This is a genomic window from Sphingomonas panaciterrae (assembly GCF_036890205.1).
GTDB classification, from domain to species: Bacteria; Pseudomonadota; Alphaproteobacteria; order Sphingomonadales; family Sphingomonadaceae; genus Sphingomonas; species Sphingomonas panaciterrae.
This window is the reverse complement of sequence record NZ_JAKNQR010000002.1, coordinates 96,256-115,794: the sequence shown is the minus strand read 5'-3', so window position 1 is coordinate 115,794 and position 19,539 is coordinate 96,256. Positions and strand designations below refer to the sequence as shown.

Annotated in this window: 19 protein-coding genes; 10 read left to right on the top strand and 9 right to left on the bottom strand. The window is 64.1% G+C overall.

Going from position 1 to position 19,539, the window contains the following annotated elements; genetic code table 11:
* Position 1 precedes the first annotated feature (1 nt).
* Both L8F96_RS07420 and L8F96_RS07415 read right to left on the bottom strand, forming a co-directional pair.
* Entirely contained in the window at positions 2-1,363 is a 1,362-nt protein-coding gene (locus L8F96_RS07420; protein ID WP_046410625.1) for a peptidylprolyl isomerase, read from the bottom strand.
* Between the two features lie 81 nt (positions 1,364-1,444).
* Positions 1,445-3,694 (bottom strand): LPS-assembly protein LptD, encoded by a 2,250-nt coding sequence (locus tag L8F96_RS07415; RefSeq protein WP_145119143.1) that lies wholly within the window; start codon positions 3,692-3,694, stop codon positions 1,445-1,447.
* Between the two features lie 146 nt (positions 3,695-3,840).
* On the opposite strand from L8F96_RS07415, the gene L8F96_RS07410 reads away from it, so the two are divergent.
* From L8F96_RS07410 to L8F96_RS07395, 4 genes are all read left to right on the top strand, one after another.
* Positions 3,841-5,295, top strand: coding sequence for a leucyl aminopeptidase (locus L8F96_RS07410; RefSeq protein ID WP_136451205.1), 1,455 nt, complete (start codon positions 3,841-3,843; stop codon positions 5,293-5,295).
* A gap of 13 nt (positions 5,296-5,308) precedes the next feature.
* Entirely contained in the window at positions 5,309-5,749 is a 441-nt protein-coding gene (locus L8F96_RS07405) for a DNA polymerase III subunit chi (RefSeq protein WP_046410621.1), read from the top strand.
* A gap of 125 nt (positions 5,750-5,874) precedes the next feature.
* Positions 5,875-6,297, top strand: coding sequence for a nucleoside-diphosphate kinase (gene ndk / locus L8F96_RS07400; RefSeq protein ID WP_046410620.1), 423 nt, complete (start codon positions 5,875-5,877; stop codon positions 6,295-6,297).
* A gap of 55 nt (positions 6,298-6,352) precedes the next feature.
* Positions 6,353-6,826 (top strand): GNAT family N-acetyltransferase, encoded by a 474-nt coding sequence (locus L8F96_RS07395; RefSeq protein ID WP_334655678.1) that lies wholly within the window; start codon positions 6,353-6,355, stop codon positions 6,824-6,826.
* On the opposite strand, the gene L8F96_RS07390 is transcribed toward L8F96_RS07395, so the two are convergent.
* From L8F96_RS07390 to purM, 4 genes are read right to left on the bottom strand one after another with little or no spacing between them, the layout of a single operon-like run.
* Positions 6,808-7,407, bottom strand: a complete 600-nt coding sequence (locus tag L8F96_RS07390) for a hypothetical protein (RefSeq protein ID WP_046410616.1) — start codon at positions 7,405-7,407, stop codon at positions 6,808-6,810. The two genes, L8F96_RS07395 and L8F96_RS07390, sit on opposite strands and share 19 nt — an antisense overlap.
* Positions 7,404-7,790 carry an MmcQ/YjbR family DNA-binding protein gene (locus tag L8F96_RS07385; RefSeq protein ID WP_334655677.1) on the bottom strand — a complete coding sequence of 129 codons (387 nt, stop codon included), beginning with the start codon at positions 7,788-7,790 and terminating at the stop codon, positions 7,404-7,406. The genes L8F96_RS07390 and L8F96_RS07385 overlap by 4 nt, the downstream gene beginning before the upstream one ends.
* Complete coding sequence (purN, locus tag L8F96_RS07380) at positions 7,775-8,287, bottom strand: phosphoribosylglycinamide formyltransferase (RefSeq protein ID WP_334655676.1); 513 nt, start codon at positions 8,285-8,287, stop codon at positions 7,775-7,777. Before purN ends, L8F96_RS07385 begins: the two co-directional genes overlap by 16 nt.
* A 41-nt stretch (positions 8,288-8,328) precedes the next feature.
* Positions 8,329-9,420: a phosphoribosylformylglycinamidine cyclo-ligase gene (purM, locus tag L8F96_RS07375; protein ID WP_334655675.1), complete on the bottom strand. Its 1,092-nt coding sequence runs from the start codon at positions 9,418-9,420 to the stop codon at positions 8,329-8,331.
* 64 nt (positions 9,421-9,484) lie between these two features.
* Between purM and L8F96_RS07370 the strand changes: the two genes are divergently transcribed.
* The 4 genes from L8F96_RS07370 to L8F96_RS07355 are packed head-to-tail and all read left to right on the top strand — an operon-like array spanning position 9,485 to position 14,997.
* Positions 9,485-10,717, top strand: coding sequence for a heavy-metal-associated domain-containing protein (locus L8F96_RS07370; protein ID WP_145119133.1), 1,233 nt, complete (start codon positions 9,485-9,487; stop codon positions 10,715-10,717).
* 28 nt (positions 10,718-10,745) lie between these two features.
* Positions 10,746-11,363, top strand: a complete 618-nt coding sequence (locus L8F96_RS07365) for an HdaA/DnaA family protein (protein ID WP_046411734.1) — start codon at positions 10,746-10,748, stop codon at positions 11,361-11,363.
* Entirely contained in the window at positions 11,363-13,528 is a 2,166-nt protein-coding gene (locus tag L8F96_RS07360) for an RNA degradosome polyphosphate kinase (RefSeq protein ID WP_046410610.1), read from the top strand. The genes L8F96_RS07365 and L8F96_RS07360 overlap by 1 nt, the downstream gene beginning before the upstream one ends.
* A complete protein-coding gene (locus tag L8F96_RS07355) occupies positions 13,528-14,997 on the top strand; it encodes a Ppx/GppA family phosphatase (RefSeq protein ID WP_125944958.1) in 1,470 nt (489 codons plus the stop codon). The genes L8F96_RS07360 and L8F96_RS07355 overlap by 1 nt, the downstream gene beginning before the upstream one ends.
* A gap of 12 nt (positions 14,998-15,009) precedes the next feature.
* Here L8F96_RS07355 and L8F96_RS07350 read toward each other — a convergent pair whose 3' ends face one another.
* Positions 15,010-15,288, bottom strand: coding sequence for an I78 family peptidase inhibitor (locus L8F96_RS07350; RefSeq protein WP_125944957.1), 279 nt, complete (start codon positions 15,286-15,288; stop codon positions 15,010-15,012).
* Entirely contained in the window at positions 15,285-16,460 is a 1,176-nt protein-coding gene (gene rnd / locus L8F96_RS07345; protein ID WP_334655673.1) for a ribonuclease D, read from the bottom strand. Before rnd ends, L8F96_RS07350 begins: the two co-directional genes overlap by 4 nt.
* 98 nt (positions 16,461-16,558) lie before the next feature.
* On the opposite strand from rnd, the gene aspS reads away from it, so the two are divergent.
* Both aspS and L8F96_RS07335 read left to right on the top strand, forming a co-directional pair.
* Positions 16,559-18,382, top strand: a complete 1,824-nt coding sequence (aspS, locus tag L8F96_RS07340; protein ID WP_136451197.1) for an aspartate--tRNA ligase — start codon at positions 16,559-16,561, stop codon at positions 18,380-18,382.
* A gap of 34 nt (positions 18,383-18,416) precedes the next feature.
* Positions 18,417-18,896, top strand: coding sequence for a DUF892 family protein (locus tag L8F96_RS07335; RefSeq protein ID WP_046410604.1), 480 nt, complete (start codon positions 18,417-18,419; stop codon positions 18,894-18,896).
* Between the two features lie 10 nt (positions 18,897-18,906).
* Here L8F96_RS07335 and L8F96_RS07330 read toward each other — a convergent pair whose 3' ends face one another.
* A complete protein-coding gene (locus L8F96_RS07330; RefSeq protein WP_301090070.1) occupies positions 18,907-19,539 on the bottom strand; it encodes a carbonic anhydrase in 633 nt (210 codons plus the stop codon).

Below are 19,539 nucleotides of genomic sequence, written 5' to 3'. Positions count from 1 at the left end.
GTCAACGATACTCCACGATCGCGTCACGCCGCAGGTCGCGCAGCGCCTGCTGCGCACGCAGATTGACGCGCTGCTGTTCGAGCTGGCTCTGGATCTGCTCCGAGCCCGGAAGCTGGGCAGAGGCGCTGTCGTCCCGGCCGCAAAGGACCAGCGTGCGCACGCCTTCCTCAGGGTTGCCGAAGGGCGGGGTCGCCTGGCCGACCTGCAGGTTGACCATGATGTCCTGCAGCGGCGCAGGAAGATCGCGGATCCGGATCGCGTCGTTCTGGACGACTTCGGCGTTGATCGTCGCGGCCACCTTTTCAACCGAGCCGCAGCCCTGAAGCTGGCGGATCGTGTCAGCGAATTTCGCCGTGCGCTGGGTTGCCTGCGCCTGCGTCGTGCCGGCCGGGAACTTGATCGTCATCTGCTTCAGGCTGAGCCGCGCATCGCGCGCGTTCGCCATGAGAACCTGACGCTTGTCGACGAGATACAGGATGGAGAAGCCACCCGGGACGGCCACCGGGCCGACCACCTGACCGACCTGCATCTGGCCCGCGGCTTCGGCCAGTTCAGCCGGCAGCTGCGCCGCGCGTACCCAGCCAAGGTCGCCGTTCACGCCGCGCGTCGACGCTTCGGAAAAGTTGCGGGCGAAATAGCCGAACGGAGCCTGGCCCTTCTGGATCTCACCGATCAACTGACGAGCCGCGCCATACACCTCCTCGGTGCGGTCAGGCGTGGCCGACAGGTAAATCTCGTTCAGGTGATATTCGTCGGTGCCTTTGGCAGCTTCCAGACGATCCAGGATCGCCTTCACCTCTTCCTCACCGACGTTGACGTACGGCTCGACGCGGCGGCGCAGATACCGCTGCCATGCCAGTTCGCCCTCGATCTGCCGCTTGATCGACCGTTCCGAGGAGCCCTGCTGACGCAGGAATTCGCGGAACTGATCCGGGGTACGGTTGAAGTTCTGCGCGACGCGCGCGAAGCTCTGGTTCAGCTCGTCATCGGTGATCGTAATATCAGCGGTCTTTGCCTGCTGGATCTGGAGCACTTCGTCGATGAGTTGGCGTAGGACCTGAAGGCGCAGGCGGTCCATATCCTCCGGGCTGAGGTCCACGTTGTTCGCTGCGCGGATCAACGCCACACGCTGGTCCACATCGGTACGCGTCAGCACATTGTCGTTCACGATCGCTGTCGCCTTGCGGACGTTCGGATCGACATTGCCGAAGATCTGCAGGTTCTGTGGGATGTTCAGGCCCGTTTCCGGAACTGCTTGATCCTCAACAGTCGTGCTTCCGGTCTGGCCGGTCGCTGCTCCTGCAGCAGCGACAGCCAGAACCAAGCCTGCGAGCCGGCCGAGTCGTGCCGCCTTGTTGCCCATCGTCGTCACTCGTTCCGGAATCCCATCTTGCACGCCATGGTGCCCATCACGGCACATGCATATCCGTAGCTGAACCGCGGCTTAGCGTCCGAGGTTCTTGAATGCCAGCGTCAACAGATAGCTGCTGCCCCGGCGTGCGTCGCCCGTGGTCCGATAGTCCCGGCGCCAGGTCAGGCCCAAAGTGAGGCAGTCATCCTCGTACTGGACGCCGAGCCTGTGCCGGATCGGGTCGAACCCGTCCGCGACCGAGAATACGTCATCGCTGCGATCGGTGAGATCGATCAGGCCCGACGCGAACGCCGACCAGAAGCGCGCGAATTGCACGCGGCCACCAACGCGGATTTCCTCGCGGTCCTGAAGGTCCTCCAACTCGTCGATGTCACGGTTGAGCCTCAGGTACCCGACGACCACGTAGGTGGACCGAGATCCGACCGTGGCGTCGATTTCATTGCGCCGGACCGCCAGGCTGTCCTTGTCGACGCGGTAGCGATGCGTGAAGGACACGAAATCGCGGAAGCGAAGTGTGGTGCGGCCGACGATGTCGGAAAACCGGTCGCTCAGCCCTGTACCGGACGGGAAGATCGCGACGCGATCTGACAGGCGATAGCTTTGTCCGATGTTGGCCGTCGCGCTGAAGCCCGGAAGATCTAGAGCATACTCAAAGCCATAGGTCGCGCGGGTCGAGTCTTCCCAGCGATCATAGCCGTTGAAGCGGTTGAGCGCGAAGAGGTTCGAATCCTCCAGGTCGATCGATCGTGCGTCCTCGTTGGGAATATCGAGATTCTTGATCCTCGGCGAGGCGACGATCTGGAGGCGGGGCGAGATGCGTTGCGTGCCATTGCCGACCGCTCCAACAAACGGCCAGCGCACGTCCACCGCCAGGGCACCGATGGCGCGTGTGTGGAAACCGTCCAGCCCGCGATAGCTCGCGATCCGCGTCGCCGCCGTGTCGCTGGTGTTATAGGCGTCGCCCCGTGCGAATGCCGTAAAGGTGACTTCCTGGCCCCAGTTGGTCAGGCGCCTGAGATCCCATCGCGCGCTGGCGAAGGCACGCTGGGTATCCTGGCCGGCCTTGCGCCCGATCGCGAGTGTATTGACGTGCAGCTGCACCGTCCCGCCAAGCACATTTTCCTGCAGGCGCCGGCGATAGTCCATTTCCGGCAAGGCAACCGGCTGCATACCCTGGCGTTCACCGACGCGAAGTGTCTGGGTCGCCCATCCGGCAAGCGAGAAGTAGCTATCCTGATCGATCCGCTCCAGCGCCGCGGTCGTCCGCAGACGATCGGCGTTCGAGATGTCGTATCGGCGCAAGAACGTGCGATCGGTTGCCAGCCGCAGCGATCCGGAAAGGCTCCAATTCTCGTTGAACTGAAAACGTCCGACACCGTCGAGATAGCCGCGGAATGCCTGTTCGGTCGAAGAATTGAAGCCGCTTGCCAGATCGTCGCTCCGCCGGCTGACCGTCCCGTAGCCGGTCACGCTGAAGGCGCCCAGTTCGTCCAACTGCTCATAATTGGCCTGCATCATCGGCAACACCGCCGAATAGACGTGCGGCGTCACCGTCAGCTTTCGGTTGGGTGCGAGGCTGAACAGATAGGGTGTGGCCACTTCCAGACCGTTGACCCGGTCATAGCGGATCGTGGGCGAGAGCAGCCCGCTCGCGGTCGCTTCTCCAACTGGATGCGAGAACTTGGGGAGCGGGATCGACGGCAGCCCAAACAGATGAACCTGGGCGCCGACGTAATAGACTCGCTCCCGATCGGGGCGGTAGGTTACGCGGACCGCCGTGACCTTCCACGTCGGCTCCTTCGGGCAGCCATCCGAGCTGACGACCGAACAGGCCGTGTAAGCCGCACGATCGAGCGAGATCGTCCCGTTTTCCTGCCGTGTCCCCCGCTCCGCCGCGAGCCGCCCACCACGCTCCAGCACGACGAGCATGTTGTCGATGACGCCGTCTTTCAGCGAGTCGGTCAGTTCGATCGAGTCGCCATAGGCAGTGTCGCCTTCGGGGCTGGTCACGGCGATGTTGCCGCTCGCCACGACCCTGCCGGTCTTTCGGTTCCAGACCACCTTGTCCGCACGCAGCCGCTGGCCGGCGCGGAACATCCGCACATCGGTCAGCGCGGTAACCACATCGGCTTCATAGTCATATTCGAGCGAGCCGGCGCTGAAGTCGATCTGATCCTCGTCAGCCGGCTGCGCTGAAGGGCTCGCCACCGCTTGCGGAGGCGGGGGCGGCACGGTGCGATCCTGCAGATCCTGTGCGCTGGCTGTGCCGGCGAGCAGGGCTAGCGAAAACGCGCAACTGGCCAAAAGCTCGAGACGCGTCACTCGATTACTCGCAAAACTGGAAACCCCTTTCCGAAGCCCGTCGGGGCACCGGTAGAAAGCCCTATCGCATCGTGCGCGAGCCGCTGCAACGCTTTGCCACCGGCAGGGTCAGTCCCTATCTGCGTCGCGAAACAAGAGGAAGAGCCATGAACGTCACCTTTGCCGACTCCCGCCCCACGGCATCGCCGGTGCTTGCATTCCCCGTGAAGAAGGATGCGGCCGGGACGATCTCGCTGCCTGGCATGGATGCCGAAGCAAGCGCGATCATCGCTGCTGCCGCTGCGGGGCAGCGGTTCAAGGGTGAAGCGGGTTCGGTTGCCGAGGCCTATGTAAGCTCCGGCCGGATATTAATGCTGGGCGTGGGTGAGGGCGACGACGCGGGCTATGAGCGGGCGGGAGGCGCGCTGACCGCTCGCCTGCTGACGTCAGGTGTGACGGAGGTGACCGCCGACCTCTCCGGAAGCACGGCCGTTGCCGCAGCACGGTTTGCAGCGGGTGCCGCTCAGCGGGCGTGGCGGTATGACGTTTATCGCACGAAGCTTGCCGAGGATGCGAAGCCGTCGCTTGCGAATGTCACCGTCGTCAGCGCACCGGCGGATGCGAAGGAGGCGTGGGTGGCGCGTGATGCGGTGACGCAAGGTCTTGCGCTGACGAAAACCCTCGTCACCCTTCCGCCCAACATTCTTTACCCGGAAAGCTTCGTCGACCTGGTGACGAAGGAAGTCGACGGGCTCGGCCTTGAAGTGACCGTGCTGGACGAGGCGGCGATGCGGGAACTCGGCATGGGGGCGCTCCTTGGCGTGTCGCAAGGCTCCCGCCGCGAGGCGCGGCTGCTCGCCTTGCGCTGGAACGGCGCGGGCGAAGGTGATCCGGCACTTGCGCTGGTCGGCAAGGGCGTAACGTTCGACACCGGCGGCATCTCCATCAAGCCTGCGGCCGGTATGGAGGACATGAAGTGGGACATGGGCGGTGCAGGCGCCGTCGCGGGCGCAATGAAGACGCTGGCCCTGCGCAAGGCAAAGGCGAACGTCATCGGCGTCATGGGCCTGGTCGAGAATATGCCCGACGGGAATGCGCAACGGCCCGGTGACGTGGTGACGTCGATGTCGGGGCAGACGATCGAGGTCATCAATACCGACGCAGAAGGCCGGCTGGTCCTGTGCGACTGCGTGACCTGGGTACAGCGCACCCACAAGGTGAAGACGATCGTCGACCTTGCAACGCTGACGGGCGCGATGATCATCAGCCTCGGCAACGAACAGGGCGGCCTCTTCGCCAACGATGATGGGCTGGCGGATCAGTTGCTGTCGGCGAGCAAGGCCAGCGGGGACGCCCTGTGGCGACTCCCGATGGGGCCTGCCTACGACAAGCTGATCGACAGCGCGATCGCCGACATGAAGAATGTCGGGCCGCGTGGCGGTGGCTCGATCACGGCTGCGCAGTTCATCAAACGGTTCGTCGAGGACGATGTTCGCTGGGCCCATCTGGATATCGCCGGCATGGTATGGTCTGAAAAGGATGGACCGACATGGGGCAAGGGAGCGACCGGCTTTGGTGTCCGGCTGCTCGATGCCTTCGTTGCCGACAATTTCGAGAAGTGATGGTCTGAGCGCGGTGCAGGTCGACTTCTATCATCTGACCAGCATGCCGCTTGAGCGCGCGCTGCCGCGGATTGCGGAGCGCGTGCTCGAAAGCGGTGCGCGCCTGCTCATCGTGGCCGGCGACGATGCGCAGCGTGCCGCGCTCGATCGGTTGCTGTGGGAATATTCCAGCGACAGCTTCCTGCCGCACGGCTGCGAAGGCGGGGAGGAAGATGCTGACCAGCCCATCCTGATCGCGGGGGATGTGAATGCCGCAAACAATGCCCAGCATGTCGCTCTCGTAGACGGAAACTGGCGCGACGATGCGCTCGATTTCGACCGGGCCTTTCACTTCTTCGATGAGGAGCGAATTGCCGAGGCACGGGCTGCTTGGCGATCGCTGGGCGAACGTGACAATGTCGAGCGGCGTTACTGGAAGCAGAATGACGCCGGGCGCTGGGAGCAGGCGGCATGACCGCGCAGCTGGATCGGGTCTGACGTCTCTGCGCGTCGGCGATCATCCCGACAGTTGCGCTGAACGCCGCTCACGGGTAACGGCGCCGCTGTTTCCGCACATCTTCAACTACAGGAGCGACCATCATGGCCGCCAATCGCACGTTTTCGATCATCAAGCCGGACGCCACCCGCCGCAACCTGACCGGCGCTGTCACCAAGATGCTGGAAGAGGCCGGGCTTCGCGTCGTCGCATCCAAGCGCATCCAGATGACCAAGGAGCAGGCAGAGGGCTTCTACGCGGTGCACAAGGAGCGCCCGTTCTTCAACGACCTGGTGTCGTTCATGATCTCGGGTCCGGTCGTCGTACAGGTTCTCGAGGGTGAGAACGCCGTGCAGCGCAACCGTGACATCATGGGCGCGACCAACCCGGAGAACGCAGCGCCGGGCACGATCCGCAAGGAACTCGCCGAGTCGATCGAAGCCAATTCGGTTCATGGTTCGGACTCGGATGAGAATGCGGCGATCGAGATCGCCTATTTCTTCAAGCCCGAAGAGATCGTCGGCTGAACCGATGACCGGGAACTGGCGGCTTCGTCGCGCCACTGCGGCTGATGCACAGGCCATGGCGATGATCGCGGCTGCCAGCTTCCTTGAAACGTTCGCCGGCATTCTGCCCGGCGCCGATATCGTTGCGCATTGCGCGCGCAACAGCTCGCCCGAGAAGTTCTCAGGATGGGCCGAAGATCCCGCAAGCATCTTGACCTTGGCAGAGCATCGCCAGGGGTTCGCGCCGGTCGGCTATACGGTCCTGACCACCCCGGACCTTCCCGTTGCGCCGAGGCCCGGCGACATCGAGTTGCGCCGGATCTACGCCCTGTCGATCACGCGCGGAACCGGGCTTGGACATCATCTGATGGCTACCGTGATCGCTGATGCCCGTGCTCTGGGCGGACGACGCCTCCTGTTGGGCGTGCTTGACCGCAACCATCGCGCACGCACCTTCTACGAACGTGAGGGTTTCAGCCCGGTTGGTACCCGCCGCTTCAGCGTAGGTGCGGGCTGGTGCGATGACGTGATCTACGCGCGCTCGCTCTGACGTTTCAGTTCGTCTGCCCACAAGCGATCAACCGCTTTCGACGTTCCGCCGAGTTCGCGAACCCGCGCCGCCTCAAGCGAAAGGCTCCGCCCGCGCAGCAGGTTGCCACGGGTACGCCAGACGATCTCCACGATGGCGCTGCCGCTTCTCATTTCATTGCCTGAGCGATAGCTGGCCGTCACCAGCACAGGCAGCCGCCCTTCACGACTGTCGGCGCCGCCATCCATCGCCTGCAGCACGGCGTCGGCAAACCAATCCTTCTCGATGCGTGCCGTGGCGGGGCTCTTCGGGGCGACCTTCAGTTGCGATGGAAAAGTGATTGTTGTCTCGAGCAGGTCGTGCCGGGGGTCGACCAGTTCCACTTCGCTACCATCGCGATTGAGCGACCCTTGCAAGGAGAAGCGCGCTTCAGCTGCGGTAGCCGCCACACGCTCGGCGGCCTTTTCTGACGCAGAATGTCGCTTGTCGCTCCAGTTCATCCACAGCGTCAGCGCGCCGATGATGAGGCCGGAGACGGCGACCAATTCCGCGAGCGAGATCCATCGCCGGCGAGTTGCAGCCTGATCCGGGGTTTCGCTCAACGCCCGCCCATTTCCAGCAGGCGTCGTGGCGCCGCCAGTTCCCAGCTCTGCGCGACTCGGTCCGCTACGCGCTCCCAATCCGTATCCGGACCGCCGACCCGCAACGCGACCCAGCCCGACGGGCCAAGATACGCGGGTTTGTAGTAGAGGGCAGGATCGTTTTCGATCAGCATCGTCTGTTCATCGAGGCCGCTGGTCTTCACGACCACGGCTGTCTCACCATCCTGATGATGATCGTGCCAGAAATAGGCGAAGAACTTGCCGCCCTCGATGTAGAAGCCTGGGGAGCCGTGCGACGGGCGCTCGGCAGCCTCCGGCAGAGCGAGCGCGATGCCGCGCACCCGCTCAAGAGCCTCTTCAGGTGGGGTCAGCGTGTCAGCCATTCCGCCAGAACGCGCGGATAGAGCCGATGCTCCTCGTCAAGGACGCGCGCCGCCAATGTCTCCGGTGTGTCGCCGGATGTGATCGGTACACGTGCCTGACCCAGAACCGCCCCGCCATCCAGTTCTTCGGTGACGATATGCACGGAACAGCCCGCCTCCGCATCTCCTGCGGCAATGGCGCGGGCATGAGTGTCCAACCCCTTATACTTCGGCAGCAATGACGGGTGGATGTTGATGATCCGGTCGCGCCAACGGGCAACGAAGTCGTCGGAAAGCAGGCGCATATAGCCAGCGAGGGCGAGATATTCGGCGCCTGCCTCCCGCAACGCGGCGTCCAGCGCGGCCTCATAGGCTTGCTTGCCGACTTCCTTGGGCGACAGGGCGAATGTGGGGATGCCCTGCTCACGCGCCCAGACCAGCCCTTCCGCAGACGGGCGGTTCGATGCGACAACGACGACCTTATATGCCTCCGTCGCGTTGGCGACGAGCGACCGCATGTTCGATCCTCGGCCGGAGATCAGAACGCCGACGTTGGCAGTCACGCGTCGTGGCTCGCCCGCCACGGCGCGCGCGCGCTCCATGTTTCGGTCGACCCCGTCACGGTGCAGCCGCGCTCACCATTGATGATGCGCCCGATCTGGAACACCTGCTCACCGGCAGCGGTCAGTTCGGCCGCGACGGCATCGGCGGCTTCTGGCGCGGCGACGACCACCATGCCGATGCCGCAGTTGAAGGTGCGGGCCATTTCTTCCGGCTCGATCGCGCCTTGTGCCTGGAGAAAGGCCATCAGTCGGGATTGCGGCCATGCATCGGCATTCACCTCGGCGCGAACACCTTTCGGGAGGACGCGCGGGATATTCTCCAGCAAACCGCCGCCGGTGATATGCGCCAGGCCCTTCACGCGCCCAGCGCGCAGCAGCGGAAGAAGACTGCGGACATAGATGCGAGTCGGAGCCATCAGCGCATCGATCAGCAGCACCTCGGGATCGAACAATGCCGGTCGATCCAGCTTCCACGACTTGTCCGCCGCCAGACGCCGCACAAGGGAGAAGCCGTTCGAATGGACGCCGGAGGATGCGAGACCCAGCATCACGTCACCCTCCGCGATATCGCGGCCGGTGAGCACATGATCACGTTCCACCGCCCCGACGCAGAACCCCGCGAGGTCATAATCTCCATCGGCGTACATGCCGGGCATCTCGGCCGTCTCGCCGCCGATCAGCGCGCAGCCCGCGATCTGGCAGCCCTCCGCGATCGACGCGATGACCTGCTCCGCAACATTCGAATCCAGTTTCCCCGACGCGTAATAATCCAGGAAGAACAGCGGCTCGGCACCCTGGACGATGAGGTCGTTGACGCACATCGCAACGAGATCGATGCCGACGCCGGCATGCCGGTTGTAGTCGATCGCCAGCTTCAGCTTGGTGCCGACGCCGTCGTTCGCCGCCACCAGCAGCGGATCGCTGAAGCCCGCCGCCTTCAGGTCAAAGAACCCGCCGAAGCCACCAAGGTCGGCATCGGCGCCCGGTCGCCGGGTGGCGCGCGCCAGCGGCGCGATGGCCCGGACCAGTGCGTTGCCGGCGGCGATCGACACGCCCGCTTGCTCGTATGTGTACCCGCTGTCGCTCATGTGGAGCCGCCTAGCCACAACGCGCTTGGATTTCCACGCCTCCTTCGCCAAAAGACGCGTGATTATGCGTTTGAAGCCCTTGTTCCTCGTTCCTGCTGCCGCGGCGCTCGCGCTTGGTGCGGGGGTCGGTGTCGCCCAGATCGAGGGTGGCGGCAGAGGCGTGGCGCCCGTCGACAGCTCACGCGACTATGAGATTTCCGGCATTCGCGTTGATGTCGCGGCGAAGGATGCGGATGCCGCGCGCCTTGGCGGCTGGCGGGTGGCCCAGCGGAAGGCTTGGGCACAATTATCCCAGCGGCTTGGCGGCGGCAGCCGCACGCTCCCGGATTCGACACTCGATTCGATCGTGAGCGGCATTGTTGTCGAGAATGAACAGATCGGGCCGACGCGCTATGTTGCCCGTCTGGGCGTGTTGTTCGATCGCAATCGAGCCGGCGCGATTCTCGGCATCTCCAATTACGTGATGCGTTCGCCGCCGATGGTGGTCATCCCGATTGTGTGGTCGGGCGGCGTGGCGACGGGATTTGAACAACGCACGCTCTGGCAGGAAGCGTGGGCGCGCTATCGAACTGGGGCGAGCGCGATCGACTATATCCGCCCGACCGGTAGCGGGCCTGATCCGCTGCTGCTGAACCTCGGCCAGACCCAGCGACCCGCCCGCGGATGGTGGCGTGCCGTTCTCAATCAATATGGCGGGTCGGACGTACTGATCCCGACGGTGAAGCTGTACCGCCAGTGGCCGGGTGGGCCGGTGGTTGGGGTGTTCCAGGCCCGCCAGGGCCCCGACAATCGGCTTCTTTCGCAATTCAGCCTGCGCGTCGGCAGCGTGGCCGGCGTTCCCGCCTTGCTTGATGCGGGTGTGAAGCGGATCGACGAGATCTACCAGCAAGCACTGCGCGCCGGGCTTCTCCGCAGCGATCCCGGCCTCTCCTACGTGCCACCGGAAGAGGTGCCGCAGGACGACGATGAAGCTGGCGAGACCGTCGTCACAGATACGCCGGTGGTCCCCACGGCCAATGTCTCGGTCCAGTTCGATACGCCCAATGTGGCGGCTGTTACGGCGACTGAGGCGGCGCTGCGCGGCGTGCCGGGCGTTTCCGCGGCGACGACCAGCAGCCTTGCGCTGGGCGGGGTATCGGTGATGACGGTCGGGTATGTCGGGCCGCCTGAGGCGCTCAAGGCGGCGCTGGAGGCGCGTGGCTGGCAGGTATTCGGGTCGGGAATGACCATCCGCATCCGCCGCGCGCCGCGTCTGTTGCCGCAGGAGCTGGTGCCCGACAATGCGACCGCCGGATGAGGAATCGGCGACCAGCGGTGGTCGCATGATGAGCCAAATCGCCTTGCCGCTCGTCTGGCCGGCCGATCCGCGCGACGATGAGTTCCTGGTCACCGAATCGAACGCCCGCGCCGTCAGCGCGCTGGATCACTGGGCGACGTGGCCGGTCATGACGTCGTTGCTGGTCGGCCCGCGCAAGTCCGGCCGCAGCCTCCTGGCCCGCATATTCGCGGCCAAGAGCGGGGGAATGATCATCGACGACGCGCCGTTGCGCGCGGAGGACGAGCTTTTCCATGCCTGGAACGACGCGCAGGCATCCCGTCGCCCGCTGCTGCTGGTAAGCGATGCCGCGCCACCCGCGTGGGACATCGCCTTGCCCGACCTGCGGTCGCGGATAGCGGCAACGCCGCTCGCGGTGATCGGGCCGCCCGACGATGCGCTGCTTCGTGCGCTGCTGGAACGTGAATTCGCGCGTCGCGGCGTGGACGTGCGGTCTGACGTGCTCGACTGGTTGGTTATACGGATTGAACGCAGTCACGTCGCTGTCATGCGCACGGTCGATGCGCTTGATCAGGAGGTGATGGAACGCCGGAAGCGGTTGTCCATTCCCTTGGCCCGGGAGACGTTGCTGGCTGCAGCGTTGATCCCCTCAACACCGGAGCCATGATGACCCGTTCCCTTCGCCAGGCCCGCCTCGACTCGGACGATGATCCCTTCGAGGAGCGCGACAATGAGCGCTATTTCAATCGCGAACTGTCGTGGCTGGCGTTCAATCGCCGCGTGCTGGAGGAGGCGTGCAACACCGAGCATCCGCTTCTCGAGCGGTTGCGGTTCCTGTCGATCTCTGGATCGAACCTCGACGAATTCTTCATGGTGCGCGTCGCCGGGCTGAAGGGGCAGCAACTGCTCGACGTGGAGGCCAGGTCAGCCGATGGCTTGACGCCCTCGCAGCAGCTGAGCGCGATCACGACGGAGGCAGACGCGCTGCTCGCCAGCCAGCAAAACGTATGGCGCGACATTCGTCACGCTTTGTCGGCGAGCGACATTGAGGTTCTTTCCTCCAGCCACATGGATTCGCGGCTCTCGCCCGAGGACATGGCATGGCTGGAGACGCATTTCCGCGAGCAGATTTTCCCCGTCATCACACCGCAGGCGCTCGACCCCGCGCATCCGTTCCCGTTCATTCCCAATGCCGGCCTGGGAGTGATGTTCGATCTGGTGCGCCTGTCAGATGACGAACCGATCCGCGAACTCGTGATCGTCCCCAACGGGATGGCGCGCTTCGTCAGGCTGCCTGGGGAGTCGGCACGCTATATTGCGGTCGAATCGATGCTGAAGCGGTTCTCGATCATGCTGTTCCCCGGTTACCGGGTGGACGGCGCCGCGGAATTTCGGGTGTTGCGAGACAGCGACATCGAGATCGAGGAGGAAGCGGAAGATCTCGTCCGCTATTTCGCCAATGCCATCAAGCGGCGGCGACGCGGGCGGGTCATCCGTCTGGAGCTGGAAACGGGCATGCCGGAATCGCTAGCCCGGGTACTGAAGGAAGAACTCGGCGAGCAGGCGCTCGTTACCGAATCCGGGTCGTTCCTGGGTATCGCTGATCTCGGCAAGATCGTTGACGAGGACCGCCCGGACCTGAAGTTCGTGCCCTTCACGCCACGGTTTCCCGAAAGAATTCGGGAGTTTGGCGGGGATTGCTTCGCGGCCATCAGCGCCAAGGACATCATCGTCCAGCACCCATATGAGACGTTCGACGTCGTGCTCGCCTTTCTGAAACAGGCGGCGAACGACCCCGATGTCGTTGCCATCAAGCAGACGCTGTACCGTGCGGGCAAACAGTCCGCCGTGATCAACGCGCTGATCCAGGCGGCTGAGGCGGGCAAGTCAGTGACCGCGGTGGTGGAGTTGAAGGCGCGGTTCGATGAGGAGCAGAACCTGCTCTGGGCGTCCGCGCTGGAGCGCGCCGGGGTTCAGGTGGTTTACGGCTTCATCGACTGGAAGACCCATGCGAAGGTCTCCATGGTAGTTCGTCGCGAGGCCGGGCAATTCCGGACCTACTGCCACTTTGGGACGGGCAATTATCACCCGGTCACGGCAAAAATATATACTGATCTCAGCTTCTTCACAGCCAATCCTGCGGTCGGACGGGATGCGGCCCGCCTATTCAACTACATCACTGGCTATGTCGAGCCGGAGGACATGGAGCGCATCGTATTGTCGCCGCGCTCACTCCGCGCCCGTTTGATCGAGGAGATCGACGCCGAGATCGCCCATGCACGCGCCGGACGACCGGCGACCATCTGGGCGAAGATGAACAGCCTGGTGGACCCAGCGATCATCGAGAAGCTCTATGAAGCGAGCGGGGCAGGGGTCCAGATCGACCTCGTCGTACGGGGCATCTGTTGCCTGCGCCCGCGCGTACCGGGGCTTTCCGAAAATATTCGGGTAAAATCCATCATAGGCCGTTTCCTTGAACACAGCCGTATCGCGGTTTTCGGGAACGGGCAGACCCTCCCAAACGATGATGCGCATGTCTTCATTTCGTCAGCGGACTGGATGCCGCGCAACTTTGACCGCCGGGTCGAATATATGCTGCCGCTGGAGAGTGGCACCGTTCACGATCAGGTTCTCGATCAGGTGATGGTTGCCAATCTCATCGATACCGAACAAAGCTGGGACCTGTACGCCGATGGCAGCTATCAGCGCACAAGTATCGGCGATAAGCCGTTCAACCTTCATCGTTATTTTATGACGAACCCCTCCTTGTCAGGGCGTGGGGCCGCCCTTGCCGAAGGGGGCGAGGTACCGAAGCTCTCGCTGCGGCGCTGATGGTGAGGGAAGCGCGAACCGCCATCATCGACATCGGGTCGAACTCGATCCGTCTGGTCGTTTATCAGGGGCCTCGGCGCCTGCCGACCGTGCTGTTCAACGAGAAGGTGCTGGCGGGTCTCGGGCGCAGCCTCGCGAAGACAGGGGCTATCGACGGGCAGGCGATGGCGCTTGCTGGCACCGCGCTGTCGCGATTTGCGGCGCTGGCGCGTGAGATGGAGTGCGATGAAGTGCGGACCGTTGCGACTGCAGCGGTGCGTGATGCCGCCAATGGTGCGGAGTTGATCGCACTGGCGGCGAAAAACGGCCTGCCCGTCGAACTGCTATCGGGTGAAGAAGAGGCACGATCGGCCGGTTATGGGGTACTTTCGGCCATTCCCGATGCTGACGGCATTGTCGGTGATCTGGGGGGCGGCAGCCTTGAACTGGTGAGGGTCTGCAAGGGCCGTGTAGATGAGCATGCCTCTTTCCCGCTCGGGGTTCTTCGTCTTGCTGATCTGCGCGCAAAGGAAGGCTTTGATCGCCGCGTGGGCGCCGTCCTGCGTGATGCGGGTTGGTCGAATGCGGGTGCCGGCAAGCCATTCTACTTGGTCGGCGGGTCGTGGCGATCGCTGGCGAGGGTAGACATTCGGGATCGGGGTTATCCGCTGCCGATCCTTCATGGCTATGCCATGCCTCCCGCGCGCATTTCGTTGCTGCGGCGCAAGCTGCCCACGCTGGAGAAAGGCTGGTTCAGAAGCGTGCCGCATCTCTCGGGTGGTCGCGTCCCGACGCTTGGCGCCGCCGCTGATCTGCTTGATGTATTGCTGCCGGTGATTGGATCACGCGAGACCGTGGTGTCGGCTTTCGGGCTGCGCGAAGGCCTGTTGTATCGGCAATTGTCCCCGGCCGAGTCTCGACTGGATCCCTTGATTGTTGCCGCACGTGACGAGGGCCGGCACCGGGGACGGTTTCCCGAGCATGGCGATCTTCTGAACAACTGGATCTCACCCCTGTTTGTGGATGAGTCGCCAGCGGATGGGCGCTTGCGCCATGCGACATGCCTGCTGGCGGATACGAGCTGGCGGGCCAACCCGGAGTTCCGGGTTGCGTTGGGGATCGAGACAGCCCTGCATGGCAATTGGGTAGCGGTCGACGGGCGCGGGCGCGCCATGATGGCGGCCGCGCTGGCCGCGAGCCTGGGTGCGCAGCCGCCTTATCCTGATCCACTGCCCGCGCTCGCAAGCCCTGACGATCTTCAGCGGGCAACGTGCTGGGGGCTTGCGATCCGGCTGGCACAGCGACTGTCGGGCGGGGTCGCGGGCCCGCTCAACCGCAGCAGCATTCGCCGCGCGGAGGGCGCGGTCGAACTGGTCTGGCACGACGCAGACCGCGCGCTGTGCGGCGAATCGGTCGAGAAACGGCTGAAAGGGCTTGGTGCCGCGCTTGGGTTGCCGGTCGGGAGCCGACTAGCGGCTGCAGGCGCCTAGGTCGATCCTGCGTTAGCCGCAGGACACCTGGGTGATAATACCCTCGGGAGTGGTCTCGATGTTCAGACGATCCTGCCGAAAATCCATCGTGAGCGCCGAGCCCGTGATGTAGGTCCGGACGACGCGAGCACCCGCCGCACGTTGAGCAGCTTCCTGGTTTCCTTCAAGCGGCCGGCCCACGAACTTCTCCGCCGCGTTGGCGTTGCACATTGCACCCTCGGCTGAAGAGGATCCAGACGTACCGGTGGCACATCCGGAAAGCAGGACGGCCGCTGCCAGGATCGCTCTCATGCCTCATTCTCCGTTCGCGTCATCTTGAGCTTGCCGCCCAGAACAGCGAAACCAAGCCGACCCTCGACAAGATCCAGCGCGTCGCGCCCGAACTGATCAAATCGCCAGCCCTCAAGGATCGCCAGGTCGTGACGCACGCCCGCGGCGAGCGCCTCCAGCTCCTCGCCGCGGGCGAGCAATCGCGGCGCAACATCGATGTCGCGCGCGCGGATCTTGAGCAGCAGCTTCAACAGGTCGGCGACCAGCGAGCCATCCTTGCCAAGTCCAGGCTTGCGATCCTCGCGAAGCGGCATTTCGCTGGCGGGCAGCGGCTCCGCCGCTTCGATAACGCCCATCAGGCGCCGGCCGATATCGTTGCTCGCCCAGGTGGCCGAGAGGCCGCGCACCTTGGCGAGGTCGCTCTGCCGCTTGGGGGGATGGCCTGCGAGATCGGCCAGAGTCTCGTCCTTGACGATGCGGCCGCGGGGCAGGTCCTTTGCCCGCGCTTCCACCTCTCGCCAGCGGGCGATCGCCTTCAGCCGACCGAGAACGTCGGCGCGCCGGCCCGAAATGCGCACGCGCTTCCACGCGAGGTCGGGATCGTTGGCGTAGTTGGCGGGATCGGAAATGCGCTCCATTTCCTGATCGAGCCACGCCCCGCGCCCGGTCTTCTTCAGACGCTCCAGCATGCGCGGAAAGATCTTTGACAGATGGGTGACGTCACCGATCGCGTAATCGACCTGTCGCTGATCGAGCGGGCGGCGCGACCAGTCGGTAAAGCGCGCGCCCTTGTCGATCTGAATACCGAGCCAGCTGTCGACCAGGTTGGAATAGCCAATCTGCTCCCCCTGGCCGAGCGCCATCGCCGCGACCTGGGTGTCGAACATCGGATGCGGGGTCTTGCCGGTGAGATTGTAGATGATCTCTATGTCCTGCCCGCCGGCGTGGAAGACCTTCAGCACGTCCTCGTTATTGACCAGCAGATCGAGCAGCGGCTGCATATCGAGCCCAGGCGCCTTGGGATCGATCGCCGCGGCCTCTTCCGTGTCGGCGATCTGGATCAGGCAGAGTTCGGGCCAATAGGTATTCTCTCGCATGAATTCTGTGTCGACGCATACGAAGGGAGCATCGGCGAGGCGCGCGCACAGATTGGCGAGGGTGGCGCTGTCGGTAATTAGCGGGTGAACATGCATAAGTGCCGCCCCATAGCGGGGAGCGACCGGGTTGACAAAGAGAGGTTGGAAGGGGAGGGGCGCGGACCTCCAAACAAGCTTTTTCAGAGATTGCGGCCATGCACGCCTATCGCTCGCACACTTGCGCCCAGCTCAACGCCAACGACGTTGGCGCTGAAGTTCGTCTGTCCGGTTGGATCCACCGGAAGCGAGATCACGGCGGCGTGCTGTTCGTCGATCTTCGCGACCATTACGGCATCACCCAGATCGTCGCCGACAGCGACTCCCCGGCACTGCCGACGCTGGAATCGCTGCGCGTCGAGTCGGTGATTACCATCGACGGCGTGGTGAAGGCGCGGTCGGACGCGACCATCAATCCGAACCTGGCAACGGGCGCGATCGAGGTGTTTGCGCGCGGCGTGACGGTGCAAAGCCAGGCGCAGGAACTTCCGATGCCGGTTGCCGGTGAGCAGGAATATCCCGAGGATATTCGCCTGCGCTACCGCTTCCTCGACCTGCGTCGCGAAAAGCTGCACGCCAACATCATGCTGCGGTCGAGCGTCATCTCCTCGATCCGTCGCCGCATGGTCGACCAGGGCTTCACTGAATTCCAGACGCCGATCCTGACGGCCTCCTCGCCGGAAGGCGCGCGAGATTATCTCGTTCCCAGCCGCGTGCATCCGGGCAAGTTCTATGCGCTGCCGCAGGCGCCGCAGATGTTCAAGCAGCTGCTGATGGTCGCTGGCTTCGATCGCTATTTCCAGATCGCACCGTGCTTCCGCGATGAGGATGCGCGCGCCGATCGCTCGCCGGGCGAATTCTATCAGCTCGATTTCGAAATGAGCTACGTCACGCAGGACGATGTGTTCGCGGCGATCGAGCCGGTGCTGCACGGCGTGTTCGAGGAGTTCGCCAATTGGCAGGGCAAGGGCCGCACGGTCAGCCCGCTGCCGTTCAAGCGCATTCCGTACCGGGAATCGATGCTGAAGTACGGCAACGACAAGCCCGATCTGCGCAACCCGCTGATCATCTCTGACGTCAGCGGATTTTTCTCGGGTTCCGGATTCGGGCGCTTTGCCTCGATCGTTGAGGCCGGCGATGTCGTGCGCGCGATCCCGGCGCCGAAGACGGCGGACAAGAGCCGCAAGTTCTTCGACGACATGAACGCCTGGGCGCAGTCCGAAGGGTTCGCCGGCCTTGGCTACGCAACCCGCAAGGGTGGCGAATGGGGCGGGCCGATCGCCAAGAACCACGGTGACATCGGTATGCGCGAACTGGCCGAGGCGCTCGGCCTTGGGCCGGATGATGGCGTGTTCTTCGCCGCCGGCAAGGAAGCACAGGCGGCGAAGCTCGCCGGCCTGGCGCGCACCCGCATCGCCGAGCAGCTGGACCTGATCGACAAGAACCGCTTCGAGTTCTGCTGGATCGTCGACTTCCCGATGTTCGAATATGACGAGGAAGCGAAGAAGGTCGACTTCAGCCACAATCCCTTCAGCATGCCGCAGGGCGAACTGGAGGCGCTGGAGACCAAGGATCCGCTCGACATCCTCGCCTACCAATATGACATCGTCTGCAACGGTATCGAGCTGTCCTCCGGTGCGATCCGTAATCACCGGCCGGAGATCATGTACAAGGCGTTCGAAATCGCCGGGTACACGCAGGCTGATGTAGACACGAACTTCGCCGGCATGATCAATGCGTTCAAATATGGCGCGCCGCCGCACGGCGGCTCGGCCCCCGGCATCGATCGTATCGTCATGCTGCTGGCTGACGAGCCGAACATCCGCGAAGTGATCGTCTTCCCGATGACGCAGAAGGCGGAGGATCTCATGATGGGCGCGCCCAACTTTGCCACTGCCAGGCAATTGCGCGAACTCAACATCCGCGTAACCGCGGATACGGCGAAGGACACAAGCAAGCTGGTGGCGCCCGACGCGGGCTAAGGGAACCGCGCGCGGTGGTAAGCGCTGAAAGCCTATGTCGCTTACCGCCTCGCGAGCCGCACTTCTCCATATCGCGCTTCAGGATCTGCGTGCCGGCAAGCAATTGCTGGTGACGCGACTGGAGCCGCTGGCGGATGCGGCCAGCGATCCGGCGCTACAGGAAGTGATTGAGCGGGACCGCTTCAATGCGAAGCGCCACGCCGCCCGATTTGATGAGATGGCGACGCTGGACGGCGCGCCGGAAAACCTGTGGATGACCGGGATCCTGAACGATGCGGATCGCGATGCGCAGTCGCATCAGCGCGGGCCCTTGCTCGACACGGCGCTGATCGGCGCCTTGCGCAAGGCGAAGGCCGCGGAAATCGTTTCGATCGAAACCGCGATGGCGCTGGCGGCGAGCGAGGCGCCGGCGATGATGCCGGCGCTCACCGCAAATCATGCCGAGGACCGCGCGGTAGAGATGCGGCTGGCGCGTCTCCTGGGGACGATCGGCGGTCACATACCGGTGATTTGAGGCAGAGGCGTCAGCTCGCCGGCGCGAAGGCGCCGTCCTCCCCCATCACCCACAAGACGCCTTCCTTGATCGAGAACCAGGCGCCGTGGAGCGATAGCTGCCCGGCATCTTCTGCGGCCCGGACGAACGGGAAGGTGCGCAGGTTGGCGATGCTGACCTTCACCGTTTCGAGTTCCAGCGCGCGGATCGCGTCCTCTCCAGTGCCGTGATCGGTGGTGATCCGGTCGCGTGCCTCATCCAGCAGGCCGATCCAATTGGCGATGAAGCCACCCTCGCCAGGCGTGGCCTCGGCAAAGCGCTTCGTCATTGCCGCATGAACGCCGCCGCACATGCCGTGGCCCATGACGACGATTTCCTGGACCTTCAGCTGGGTCACCGCAAATTCCAGTGCGGCGGACACGCCGTGGCGGCCGCCGCCCACCTCGAACGGGGGGACCAGATTGGCGACGTTGCGCACGACGAAGATCTCGCCCGGGGACGTATCGAACACGGTGGTCGGATCGGTGCGGCTGTCGGAGCAGGCGATCACCATCACCCGGGGTGACTGCCCCTCAGCAAGGGTCGCCCAGCGATCCCGCTGGGTTGCCCAGCCCTGCTGGCGAAAACGGCGGTATCCGGCGATCAGATCAGTGAAGACGGTCAT